General features: G+C 73.2%; 13 protein-coding genes. 5 read left to right on the plus strand and 8 right to left on the minus strand.

Annotation, left to right across the window (positions count from 1 at the left end; all coding sequences use genetic code 11):
* The coding region (locus AOK03_RS02305; RefSeq protein ID WP_208609486.1) for a hypothetical protein at positions 1-242 on the minus strand (242 nt) is incomplete at its 3' end.
* Positions 243-365: 123 nt separating this feature from the next.
* Positions 366-1535 carry a glycerate kinase gene (locus AOK03_RS02310; RefSeq protein WP_055563415.1) on the minus strand — a complete coding sequence of 390 codons (1170 nt, stop codon included), beginning with the start codon at positions 1533-1535 and terminating at the stop codon, positions 366-368.
* Between the two features lie 156 nt (positions 1536-1691).
* Between AOK03_RS02310 and AOK03_RS02315 the strand changes: the two genes are divergently transcribed.
* From AOK03_RS02315 to AOK03_RS02325, 4 genes are all read left to right on the plus strand, one after another.
* Positions 1692-3416 (plus strand): BCCT family transporter, encoded by a 1725-nt coding sequence (locus AOK03_RS02315; protein WP_055563416.1) that lies wholly within the window; start codon positions 1692-1694, stop codon positions 3414-3416.
* Between the two features lie 92 nt (positions 3417-3508).
* On the plus strand, positions 3509-3934 hold the full coding sequence (locus tag AOK03_RS02320; protein WP_208609487.1) for a hypothetical protein: 426 nt from the start codon (positions 3509-3511) through the stop codon (positions 3932-3934).
* On the plus strand, positions 3850-4200 hold the full coding sequence (locus AOK03_RS40440) for a tetratricopeptide repeat protein (protein WP_079074416.1): 351 nt from the start codon (positions 3850-3852) through the stop codon (positions 4198-4200). The genes AOK03_RS02320 and AOK03_RS40440 overlap by 85 nt, the downstream gene beginning before the upstream one ends.
* A gap of 25 nt (positions 4201-4225) precedes the next feature.
* The gene (locus tag AOK03_RS02325) at positions 4226-4726 is read left to right on the plus strand and encodes an NUDIX domain-containing protein (RefSeq protein WP_055563417.1); all 501 of its coding nucleotides are present in this window, start codon (positions 4226-4228) and stop codon (positions 4724-4726) included.
* A gap of 9 nt (positions 4727-4735) precedes the next feature.
* Here AOK03_RS02325 and AOK03_RS02330 read toward each other — a convergent pair whose 3' ends face one another.
* From AOK03_RS02330 to AOK03_RS02355, 6 genes are all read right to left on the minus strand, one after another.
* Entirely contained in the window at positions 4736-5239 is a 504-nt protein-coding gene (locus tag AOK03_RS02330) for a methylated-DNA--[protein]-cysteine S-methyltransferase (protein WP_055563418.1), read from the minus strand.
* 12 nt (positions 5240-5251) lie between these two features.
* A complete protein-coding gene (locus AOK03_RS02335; protein ID WP_055563419.1) occupies positions 5252-6778 on the minus strand; it encodes an AlkA N-terminal domain-containing protein in 1527 nt (508 codons plus the stop codon).
* A gap of 73 nt (positions 6779-6851) precedes the next feature.
* A complete protein-coding gene (locus tag AOK03_RS02340) occupies positions 6852-7373 on the minus strand; it encodes an O-acetyl-ADP-ribose deacetylase (RefSeq protein ID WP_055563420.1) in 522 nt (173 codons plus the stop codon).
* Positions 7370-8782 carry a phytoene desaturase family protein gene (locus AOK03_RS02345; protein WP_055563425.1) on the minus strand — a complete coding sequence of 471 codons (1413 nt, stop codon included), beginning with the start codon at positions 8780-8782 and terminating at the stop codon, positions 7370-7372. Before AOK03_RS02345 ends, AOK03_RS02340 begins: the two co-directional genes overlap by 4 nt.
* Before the next feature lie 86 nt (positions 8783-8868).
* Positions 8869-9696, minus strand: a complete 828-nt coding sequence (locus AOK03_RS02350) for an inositol monophosphatase family protein (RefSeq protein ID WP_055563421.1) — start codon at positions 9694-9696, stop codon at positions 8869-8871.
* 132 nt (positions 9697-9828) lie between these two features.
* Positions 9829-10890 carry an aldo/keto reductase gene (locus AOK03_RS02355; RefSeq protein WP_055563422.1) on the minus strand — a complete coding sequence of 354 codons (1062 nt, stop codon included), beginning with the start codon at positions 10888-10890 and terminating at the stop codon, positions 9829-9831.
* A 120-nt stretch (positions 10891-11010) separates the two neighbouring features.
* Between AOK03_RS02355 and AOK03_RS02360 the strand changes: the two genes are divergently transcribed.
* Complete coding sequence (locus tag AOK03_RS02360; protein WP_055563423.1) at positions 11011-11841, plus strand: helix-turn-helix transcriptional regulator; 831 nt, start codon at positions 11011-11013, stop codon at positions 11839-11841.
* The last annotated feature ends 239 nt before the right edge of the window (positions 11842-12080 follow it).

Here is a 12080-nt window from a genome sequence, read left to right on the forward strand (position 1 = left end):
GGCCGGGGGGCCGCTTTCGTGTCGGGGGTGCCGGGCCCGGCGCGCTGCTCGGGCACGACTTCGTCCGGGGCGCCCGGCGGGTCCTCGCGGCAGATCTCCAGCCGCTCGGAAAGGACCGCGTCGAGCGCCCCCACGTATGTGTCGACGTGCGCGCCGATCTGCGCGTCAACGGTCAGACCGCCCACGGGGCACAGGCTCACGACGATGCCGAGACCGCCGCCGAGCTGCGCCCACCCGGTCAAGATCGACTCCTCTTCACGTAGAGGAGAAACGATCACGTCCCCGGTTCGACACGGGCATCAGGGAGGTGGGGCGGGCGCGAGGCCGACTCGGACTCCGGGCCCGGCGCCGGGCCCGGCGCGGACTCAGGCCAGGAAGTCGCGGGCGATGCCCTCCGCCACCGTCTCCAGGATCGGGCCCGCCTCCGCGATGCACCGCGCCACGTCCGGCTCGACGTCGGTCAGCGCGTACGCACGGCGGATGCCCGCCTTGCCGAGCACCTCCGGGGCGAGCGCGAGACGGCCGCAGACCGCGACGACCTCGACTCCGGCGGCCCGCGCCGCGGCGGCCACCCCGGCCGGTGCCTTGCCGTGCAGGGTCTGCTCGTCGAGCGAGCCCTCGCCGGTGATGACGAGCGTGGCCCGCTCCAGGGCGGGCGCGAAGCCGAGCACGTCGAGCATGACCTCGATGCCGGGCCGGAAGCCCGCCCCGAGGCCGACCAGCGCGCCGTACCCGATGCCGCCCGCGGCTCCGGCGCCCGGCGACTGCGCGTACTCCGCGGCCTTCGGGCCGATCGACTTCTCCAGGACCGTGGCGTAGTGGGCGAGCGCGGCGTCCAGCGTGGCGACGTCCGCCGGGTCGGCGCCCTTCTGCGGCCCGTACACCGCGGGTGCGCCCTTCGGCCCGGTCAGCGGGTTGTCGACGTCGCTGGCGAGCACGATCTCGACGTCCTTCAGACGCGGGTCGAGGCCCGACAGATCGGCGGTGGCCAGGTCCTTCAGCGGGCCGCCGCCGGGCGCGACGGGCTCGCCGTCCGCGTCCAGGAAGCGCGCGCCGAGGGCCGCCAGCATACCGGCGCCGCCATCGGTCGTGGCGCTGCCGCCGACGCCGAAGACGATGGTGCGGGCGCCCGCGTCGAGCGCCGCGCGGATCAGCTCTCCGGAGCCGTACGTCGTGGACGTGAGCGGCGCGAAGACGCCCTCGGGGAGCAGCTGGAGGCCCGAGGCCTCGGCCATCTCCACCACGGCGGTGCCGTCCTTCAGCGCGTACGCCGCCGTGACCTCGTTGCCGAGGGGGCCCGTGACGCGCACCTCCCGGCGCTTGAAGCCGCCCGCGACGGCCGCGGCGACCGTGCCGTCGCCGCCGTCGGCGACCGGCAGCGCCTCGACCGTGGTGCCGGGGGCGACGCGGTGGAGCCCGGCCGTCACCCGCTCGGCGACCTGCACGGCCGTGAGCGAACCCTTGAACTTGTCCGCGGCGATGAGCACGCGCTGCGCCTGCTGCTCGTGTCCCGCCGTCCCTGCAGCGTCCGCCACCTTGCATTCCCCTTGCTTTCCGGGCCTTGCTCGCGTCAAGGCAGTCGCGCCGCTGCGACCATAACCGCAGACAGGGGCCGCTGCCCATGGTCGCCGGGACGTGAGACGGCGTGGCCCGCCGGAAAATCCCCCGATATCGCCCCATAGTGGTGCGCCATGAGTACGGAAATGATCGATCAGCCCCGTCCCGGTGACGGCCCTGCGGGCCCGCCCCCGGGCGACCGGGACCCCGCGGACGGATCACCTCCGGACGGCACCCCCGACCACCTCGTCGTCGGCATCGGCGTCGCCGCGGTGCTCGGGGTGGTCGCCTGGGCGGCCCTCGGCAAGCGGTCCTTCGACCGCGCTTCCGACAGCGCGCTCGGCTGGGTCCTCGACAACTTCGCCTGGCTCTTCGTGATCGCCGCGGACGTCTTCCTCGTCCTGTGCGTGGTCCTCGCGCTGAGCCGCTTCGGCCGGATCCGTCTTGGCACGGACGACGCGCGGCCCGAGTTCACGAACCTCGCGTGGATCGCGATGATGTTCAGCGCGGGCATGGGCATCGGCCTGATGTTCTACGGCGTCGGTGAGCCCCTGACCCACTACCTGGACCCCCCGCCGTCCTCGGCCGCCGCGCCCCGCTCCGGCGGCGCGGCCCGCACCGCCCTGGAGTACTCCTTCTTCCACTGGACGCTGACGCCCTGGGCGATCTACGGCATCGTGGGCCTCGCCCTCGCCTACGCGGGCTTCCGCAAGGGCCGCGGCAACCGGCTCAGCTCCGTCTTCGTACCGCTCATCGGTGCCCGGCGGGCGGCGGGCCTGCCCGGCCGGATCATCGACCTGCTCGCGGTCTTCGCCACCGTCTTCGGCACGGCGACCAGCCTCGGCGTCGGCGCGCTCCAGGTCGCCACGGGACTCAACCTCACGACGGGCGTGGAGAATTCGACCACCCTGCAGCTCATTATCATCGTCTCGCTCGGCGCCGCCTTCGTGCTCTCGGCCTTCTCCGGGGTGCACAAGGGCGTCAAGTGGCTCAGCACCCTCAACATCATGCTCGCCGCCTGCCTGATGCTGTTCGTCTTCGTTCTCGGGCCGACCGTCTACATCCTGGACGCGATCCCGGCGAGCGTCGGCGGCTACCTCCACCAGCTGCTCCCGATGGCCTCGCGCACCGGCGCCTTCACCGACAGCGGCTGGCTCGGCTCCTGGACGATCTTCTACTGGGCGTGGTGGCTGTCCTGGGCCCCCTTCGTCGGCACGTTCATCGCCCGCATCTCGCACGGCCGGACGATCCGCGAGTTCCTGATCGGCGTGCTCCTCGTGCCGAGCGGCGCGACCGTCGTCTGGTTCTGCGTGATGGGCGGCACCGGCATCCGGCTCGACGCGACCGGCGAGGTCGACATGGCGGGGAAGGTCAAGGAGGGGGCGGAGTCCTCGCTCTTCGCGATGCTGGACGCGCTGCCGCTCGGCACGGTCACGTCGTGGGTCGCGATGCTGCTCGTGATGACGTACTTCGTCACGAGCGCCGACTCCGCGTCGCTGGTGATGGGCTCGCTCAGCAGCCGCGGCTCCCTGCACCCGCCGACCTGGCTGGTCGTCACCTGGGGCGTCCTCATGGCGGCGGTGGCCGCGGTGCTCCTGGTCGCGGGCGGTCTGGACTCGCTGCAGAGCGCGACGATCCTGGTGGCGCTGCCGTTCGTCGTGGTGATGCTGGCGCTGTGCTGGGCGCTCCTCAAGGAGCTGCGCGGGGACCCGGGCGCGGGCCCCGCGCGCGGCCACGCGCTGCACGGGCTGCGGGACGCGGTGCGCACGATGGTCGGCGAGGCGATCACCGAGCAGACACCGGACCGGCACCACCGGCTCCGCCGGATCGCCAGATCCCGCAGCCAGGACGGCGACTGACCGGTCCGCCTGCCGCCGCCGTGGCGGCACCCCTCGTTCCGCGAGGCCGGCGGGGGCGCGGGACGTGTGAACCGGCGTCACACGCGGCCGCGTTGGCCGCACCTGATCCCAAGCCTGAGTACCTGGAACTCGACCTGGCCGGGGCCGCGCTGCGCGTCGAGCTCGCCGACGTGGGGCAGGCCCCCGAATCCGGCGACCTGCCACCGGAGTTCGGCGTGCCGGGCGCCGTCTCCGCCGGCGGACGGGTCACGGCCCTCGCCGCCGACGCGCTGCGGCCGCTCGGCCCGCTCCTCGACGAGGTGCACGCGTCGGTGTCCCGGGCCGAGTACCCGCCGGCGGAGTTCACGGTCGGCTTCGCCACCGGGGTGGGCAAGGACCTCAAGCCCGGCATCGCGGGGGTGAAGGGGTCGGCCACCGTGACGGTGTCGGCGACGTGGCGCTGCGGCTGTGGGCGAATCTCCGGGACGAGCGACACCCCGACGTCCTGCTGTGCCGGCACAATCCGGTCGTCGCGCTGACCGCTCTGAGCCGGCACGAGGAAGCCGTGCCCGAGGCACGCGCCACGTACGAAGGGCGTCGGTCCGCTCTCGGCGACGACCACCCGGACACCCTCGCGAGCGGTCACGAACTGGCGGTCGCGCTCGACTGCGCCGGGCACCGGGCCGAGGCCCACGAGGTCGTGTCGGCCGTCCACGAGGGCACGCGCCCGCATCCTGGGCCCCGAGGACCTCGCCACGGTCACCACACTGCGCGTCGTGACGGCCTCCCGGCCCCCGGAACCTGAGGGCCGCCCCGGCTACCCTTCCCCCGTGACCATCCAGGACTACACCACGTACATCGCGGGACTCCCCCGTGTCCTCGTCGGAGCGGCCGCGCTCTTCCGCGACGCGGAGGGCCGGGTCCTGCTCGTCGAGCCCAACTACCGCGAGGGGTGGGCGCTGCCGGGCGGGACCGTCGAGTCGGACACGGGCGAGACACCCCGGCAGGGGGCGCGCAGGGAGACCGTCGAGGAGATCGGGCTCGACGTGGAGCCGGGGCCACTGCTCGCCGTGGACTGGGTGCCGCCGGGCCCCGGGCGGCCGCGGCCGCCGCTGGTGGCGTACCTGTACGACGGCGGGGTGCTCGACGCCGCGCAGCTGGAGACGATCACGCTGCAGGAGGAGGAGCTCCTGTCGTGGCGGCTGGTGGCTCCCCAGGAGCTCGCGGAGTATCTGCCGGACGAGCTGGGGCGCCGGGTCGCCGCCGCGCTCGACGTACTGACGCACGGCAGCGGCCCCGCGGAGCTGGAGGACGGGCACCGGGTCGGCTGACTGCTGAACTCAGAACAGGGCGTCCTCGGCGGTCCCGGCCGCCCCTGCCTCGAAGGCCAGGAGCCGCTGCTTGCGGTCGAGGCCGCCGCCGTACCCGGTCAGGCTGCCGTTGGCACCGATGACGCGGTGGCAGGGCACGATGACGCCGATGGGGTTCTTGCCGTTGGCGAGGCCGACCGCGCGTGAGGCGTTCGGCTTGCCGAGGGCTTCGGCGAGTTCGCCGTACGTGCGGGTCTCGCCGTACGGGATCTGCTGGAGCCCGTGCCAGACCGTGCGCTGGAACGGGGTGCCGTCGAGCCGCAGCGGGACGTCGAACTCCGTCAACTCCCCGGCGAAGTAGGCATCCAGCTGACTGATCACCTCTCCGAAGGGGGCCGGGTCGCGGTCGCCGAAGGTCTCCTCGGGCGGGCGGTGCCGCTGCTCGGTCATGTAGAGGCCGCTCAGGACGCCGTCGGTGGCGACGAGGGTGAGGGGTCCGTAGGGACTGTCGGTGAGGGTGTGCAGGCGTTCCATGATTGATGTCCCTTACGCGGGGATCGAGTTGATCGGATGGTCGTCGATGGCCCACAGGTACTGGACCGCGTAGGCCCGCCAGGGCCGCCAGGCGGCGGCGCGCGCGGTGAGCGCGGCGGGGGTGTGCGGCAGCCCCAGCTCCTGTGCGGCACGCCGGATGCCGAGGTCGGAGGGGAGGAAGGCGTCCGGGTCGCCGAGCGCGCGCATCGCGATGACCTCGACCGTCCAGGGGCCGAAGCCGGGCAGCTCGGTGAGGCGGGCGCGGGCCTCGTCCCAGCCGCTCTCCACGCCGAGGCGGAGGCTGCCGTCGGCGAGGTGCCGCACCAGCGTCGTCAGGGTGGCCCGGCGGCTGCGGGGCAGGGCGAGGGACTCGGGGTCGAGCGCGGCGAGCTCCTCCGGGGTGGGGAAGAGGTGGGTGAGGCCGCCCTCGGGGTCCGCGACGGGACGGCCGTGCGCGGTGACGAGGCGGGCCGCGTGGGTACGGGCGGCGGCGGTGGACACCTGCTGGCCGAGGACGGCCCGGACGGCGAACTCGGCCTCGTCGACGGTGCGCGGCACGCGCCGCCCCGGGGCCTTGTCGACGAGCGGCGCGAGCAGCGGATCGGCCCTCAACTGGCCGTCGACGGCGATCGGATCGGCGTCCAGGTCGAGCATGCGGCGGCAGTGGCTGATGGCGATGGTGAGGTCGCGCAGGTCGGTGAGGGAGAGGCGGCAGCCGATGTGGTCGGGGTGCGGGGTCAGGGCGACGACGCCGTGCCCGTAGGGGAGGTTCAGGGTCCTGCGGTACGCCCCGTCCCGCCACTCCTCGACTCCGGGCACGGCGGTGGCGATGAGGTGCCCGAAGAGGTTGTCGGGGTTGAGGGGCGCGCGGAACGGCAGCCGCAGCGAGAGGACGCCGCCCGCGGTGCCGCCCGGAACCGCGCCGGGTCCCGCCGGACCGGGTCCCGCCGGGCGGGGTCCCGCCGCGCCGGGGCTCTTGGGCGCGCGGGCGCGCAGCTCCCCCGGCGCCAGTGCGAAGACCTCGCGCACCGTGTCGTTGAAGGTGCGGATCGAGGCGAACCCGGCGGCGAAGGCGATCTCCGCCATGGGCAGTGCGGTCGTCTCGATGAGCAGTCGCGCGGTCTGGGCGCGCTGGGCGCGGGCGAGGGCGAGCGGTCCGGCGCCGAGCTCGGCGAGCAGCTGCCGTTCGACCTGCCGGATGCTGTAGCCGAGGCGGTTCGCGAGGCCGGGGACGCCGTCGCGGTCGACGACGCCGTCACTGATCAGGCGCATGGCGCGGGCGACGAGATCGGCCCGCTGGTTCCACTCGGGAGAGCCCGGGCTGCTGTCCGGCCGGCACCGCTTGCAGGCCCGGAAGCCCGCCTGCTGGCAGGCCGCGGCGCTCGGGTAGAACGTCATGTTCTCGGCCTTGGGCGGCACGACCGGGCAGCTGGGACGGCAGTAGATCCGGGTGGTGACGACAGCCGTGAAGAACCAGCCGTCGAAGCGGGCGTCCTTCGACTGAACGGCGCGTACACAGCGCTCTGTGTCGGTGTGCATGCCTCAAGCTTCGCGGATCCCACCCGTCCGCGGCTGGCGGAAATCCGACATCGACGTCGCCCTGCCAGGCGCGCTAACGGTCCAAGGCCGCCGCGAACGCGTCGTACGCCTCCTGTCCGAAGAGCACGAACCGCACCTCGTCGAAGAGCTCGGGGTCCGCGGCCTCCCGGACCGTCGCGACGGCGATGCGCGCCGCGTCCGCCAGGGGCCAGCGGTAGACGCCGGTGGAGATCGCGGGGAAGGCGACCGTGCGCGCCCCCAGCTCGGCGGCAACCCGCAGCGACTCGCGGTGGCAGGAGGCGAGGAGCTCGGAGCGGTCCTCGGTGGCGGACCAGACCGGGCCGACGGTGTGGATCACGTGCCCGGCGTCCAGCCGCCCCGCGGTGGTCGCGACGGCGCGGCCGGTGGGCAGGCCCTTGCCGTAGTGCGAGGCGCGCAGGCGTCTGCAGTCGGCGAGGATGTCGGGCCCGCCGCGGCGGTGGATGGCGCCGTCGACGCCTCCGCCGCCGAGCAGCGAGGAATTGGCGGCGTTGACGATGGCGTCGGCGCGCTGCTGGGTGATGTCCCCCTGGACCAGGGTGATGGACACGGTCACGCTTGACTCCTGAGCATGCGCCACACGGCCTTCGCGGCATTGTGCCCGGACATGCCGTGCACGCCGGGGCCCGGGGGCGTCGCGGACGAGCAGATGAAGACGGCGGGGTGCGGTGTGCTGTACGGGGACAGGGAGAGCTTGGGGCGCAGCAGCAGCTGCAGGCCGCTCGCGGCGCCGCAGGCGATGTCACCGCCCACGTAGTTCGCGTTGTGCGCGGCGAGCTCGGGCGGGCCCGCCGTGGCGCGTGCGAGGACGCGGTCGCTGAAGCCGGGGGCGAAGCGCTCCAGTTGTCGCTCGATGGCGTCGGTCAGGTCGCCGTTCCAGCCGTTGGGCACGTGGCCGTACGCCCAGAAGACGTGCTTGCCCGCCGGGGCCCGGGAGGGGTCGACGACGCTGGGCTGCACGGTGATCAGGAACGGCGCGTCCGGTGCCCGGCCCTCGCGGGACGCGGCGTGCAGCGCGGCGCCGATCTCCTTGCTGCTCGCGCCGACCTGCACGGTTCCCGCGGTGCGCGGCTCCTCGGCGGTCCAGGGGACGGGGCCGTCGAGCGCGTAGTCGATCTTGAAGGCGCTCGCGCCGTACCGATACCCCGCATACGCGCGGCCGAGCCCCGCGATCCTGGCCAGGGCGGTCGGTGAGGTGTCGAAGACGTAGGCACGGGCGGGCGGCAGGTCGTCGAGCCGCTTGACCTCGTAGTCCGTGTGGACCGTGCCGCCGAGGTCTTTCAGATACGCGGCGAGGGCGTCCGAGATGGACTGCGAGCCGCCGCGGGCGAGGGGCCAGCCGCGGGCGTGCGCGGCCAGCGCGAAGACCATGCCGACACCGCCCGTGATGATGCCGTCCAGCGGGGCGATGACGTGTGCGACGAGCCCCGCGAACAGCGCGCGGGCCCGCTCGTCGCGGAAGCGCCGCATCAGCCACGTCGACGGCGGCAGGCCCGCGAGACCGAAGCGGGCGAGGGTCACGGGGTCCCGCGGCAGCGAGCTCATCGGCAGGGACATGAAGTCCCTCAGCAGCACGTCCCACTTGGGCAGGAAGGGCTCGATCAGTCTTCGGTACGCCCCCGCGTCGCGCGGCCCGAAGGAGGCGGCGGTCTCGGCGACGGAGCGGGACAGGACGGCGGCGGTGCCGTCCGGGAAGGGGTGCGCCATGGGCAGCGGGGGCTGCAGCCACTCCAGTCCGTACCGGTCGAGGGGCATGGCGCGGAACGCCGGGGAGTTGATGCCCAGCGGATGGGCCGCGGAGCAGGGGTCGTGCCGGAATCCGGGGAGCGTCAGCTCCGCTGTGCGCGCGCCGCCCCCCACGGTGCCCTTGGCCTCGAAAACGGCCACCGAGAAGCCGCGGCGGGCCAGCTCCACGGCAGCGGTCAGCCCGTTCGGTCCCGCCCCCACGACGACGGCATCAAGCATCGACGGCACCTTCGGACTCCTTTGTCAGCCGATGGCCACTGCCGCCCAGGATAGGACGGCCGACCGCCGCCCTCCTCGAGCCCCTCTCAGGCGTCGGCCGCGAGCAGGTCGGCGACCCGGCGGGCGGTGGCGGCGTCGCGGGCCGCGGTGAACGGCAGGGCGTTGCCGCCGCCTATGCGGAACGGCTCACCGGTGAGCGTCAGGTCGGCGCCCCCGGCCTCCGCCACGAGCAGCAGTCCGGCGGCGTGGTCCCAGGCCAGCTCCCAGGAGAAGGCGACGGCGTCCAACTCGCCCCTGGCGATGGCCAGGTACTCCAGCCCGGCGGAGCCGCAGGGCCGCGGGCGCACACCCTCGACCACGAGTCCCGTCAGGGCCCGCTTCTGGTCCTCGGTGGTGAAGTCCGGATGCGAGGTCGCCACCTCCACGTCCGCGCCGGGCGCGGGCGAACCCGCCACCAGCCGCTCGCCGTTCAGCCACGCGCCCTGGCCGCGGACCGCGACGGCCATCTCGTCCAGCACCGGCGCGTACGTCCAGGACGCCTGGACCACGCCGTCCACGGCGAGGGCGACCAGCATGCAGAACCCCGGGTTTCCGTTCACGAACTGTCGCGTCCCGTCCACGGGGTCGACGATCCAGACGGGGGCGGTCCCGCGTATCGCCTCGTACGTCGACGGGTCCGCGTGCACCGCTTCCTCGCCGACGACGACCGAGCCGGGGAGCAGCGCGGCGAGGTCGGCGGTCAGCTGCTCCTCGGCGCGGCGGTCGGCGACGGTCACCATGTCGTGCGGGCCGCTCTTCGCCACGACGTCACCCTCGGCGAGCTGCCGGAAGCGAGGGGTGACCTCCGCTGCGGCGGCCTTGCGGAGGGCCTCCTCCACGTCGCGTACACCGTGCGTCAGAAAGTCTTCGATCATGCCTCCCATGAGAGCACGCCCCACTGACATCCCGTACGCCCGAGGCAAACGCACCCTGAACTCGCGGCGAACCCCTGGTGGCACCGTGCGCCGTCCGGCGGGGGCAGCCGCCTCGCGGCGCTCGGTCGGGTCTCAGCGGCGCGGCTCGATCTTCAGGTCGCCGCTGTTGAACCTGCGGCCCCTGTCGCCTGCGAGGAGGTCGTGCGGGTAGCCGAGACCGATCGCGCCGGCCTCTTGGAGGCGGGCCAGCTGGGCGGCGGTGAAGTCGACGTCCAGGGCGCCCAGATTGTCCTCCAGCTGCGCGGGGGTGCGGGCGCCGATGATCGGTGCCGTCACGCCCGGGTTCTGCAGGGTCCACGCCAGCGCGGCCTGGCCGGGGGTCCTGCCCTGCTCCGCGGCGACCTCCCGCACGACGTCCGCGATCGCGAGGTTGCGCTCGGTGAGCGCGCCATTGGCGCGGTTGAACTCCTTGCGGGTGCCATCGGCGCCTGCCTGCGTCGCGGTCAGGTCGTCGCGGCTGTACTTGCCGGTGAGCACCCCGCCGGCCAGGGGTGAGAACGGGACCACGCCCAGTCCCATCTCGCGCGCCATGGGGATCAGGTCACGCTCCCCGGCGCGTTCGATCAGGTTGTACTCGGCCTGCAGCGCGACCAGCGGTGACCAGCCGCGCAGATCGGCGATCGCCTGCATGCGCGACACCTGCCAGGCCGGGACGTTGCAGATCCCCACGTACAGGACCTTGCCCTGCCGGACCAGATCGTCCATGGCGCGCAGGATCTCCTCCACCGGCGTCGTGGCGTCCCACACGTGCAGATAGAGCAGGTCGAGATAGTCCGTGTTCAGCCTGCGCAGGCTGTCCTCCACCGAACCGAACAGGGCCTTGCGGTGGTTTCCCCCGGAATTCGGATCGCCGGGCCGGCGCAGCGTCGAGAACTTCGTGGCCAGCACCAGGCTTTCGCGGCTCGTGCGGGTGAACTCGCCCAGCAGCCGCTCGGAGCTGCCGTTGGTGTACGTGCTGGCGGTGTCGATGAAGTTGCCGCCGCGCTCGACGTACAGGTCGAACAGCTTGCGCGCCTCGTCCCGCTCGGCGCCCCAGCCCCACTCGGTGCCGAAGGTCGCCGCGCCCAGCGCCAGCGGTGAGACCCGCAGCCCGGAGCGGCCCAGCAGCCGGTAGGTGTCCAGAGTGAGCGACATCGTGTCCTCCTGTGCTTGTGATCCGTTGCCGAAACCAAGCCTGTGGCCGCCGCGAGCCGGGGGTAAGGGAGAGAAGTTCCTGGGAAAGCCAGTCCTACCCTGGCAGTAGCATCGACGGCGATGACCAGCACCGTGGACACCACACAGGAGCTCGCCGCCTTCCTGCGGACCCGGCGCGAGCGCCTGGACCCGCAGGATTTCGCTCTGTCCTCGCGTCGCACGCCCCGGCGGACCCCGGGACTGCGCCGCGAAGAGGTCGCCGAACTGGCCGGGGTCAGCGTCGACTACGTCGTACGCCTCGAACAGGGCCGCGGGCTGCGGCCCTCCGTGGACGTGGTGGAGGCGCTGTCCCAGGCGCTGCGCCTGACCCCGGACGAACGCACCTACCTCTTCGACCTGGCCCGGCAACGCCCTCGCAACGTCGGCAAGCCCGCCACCACCGCACCGCCGCAGCTGGCCCAACTGCTCGCCGACCTGTCGCCGTTGCCCGCCATGCTGCTGAACCACCGCTACGACATCCTGGCCTGGAACGGCGAAATAGCCCGTCTGCTGCTGGACTTCGACACGCTGCCGCAGCCGCAGCGCAATGCGATGTGGCTGTGCCTGATGCATCCGGGGATGCGCGACTTCTACGTCGACCGCGAACGCGTCGTACGCGAGGGGGTCGCCCATCTGCGCGCCGCGTGGGCCGCACATCCCGAGGACCGGGAACTGGCCGACCGCATCGCCGAGTTCACCACCCGTGACGAGGAGTTCGCGCACTTCTGGGGAGAGCGGGACGTCAAGGTCAACGGCCGCGGCCACAAGGTGCTGCGGCATCCCGACGTCGGCGTGCTCGCCGTACATTTCGAAGTGCTCATGCCACTTCAGGATCCGGACCAGCGGTTGGTGATCTACCGCGCCGCGGACGATGAGAGCCAGTCGGCACTGGACCGCTTGCGCCCATGGTGACGCCGAGGGCCGCCGTGCACTCCGTCAGCGCAAACACCCACCAGCCGCAGCCGCACACGAGACGCGGAGGCAACGCGAAGGGCTGAGGCGCAAGCACCCACCAGCCGCAGCCGCGTACGAGACGCGGAGGGGACGCGGGGGTATGTGCGCACGGAGCACCGAGCACACCCTCACGGCAAGAAACATGGGACGCGGCGCAGGGATGGCGAGTACGCACATACCCCCGCGGCCCCGCACCC

The organism is Streptomyces atriruber, from assembly GCF_001418325.1.
GTDB classification, from domain to species: domain Bacteria; phylum Actinomycetota; class Actinomycetes; order Streptomycetales; family Streptomycetaceae; genus Streptomyces; species Streptomyces atriruber.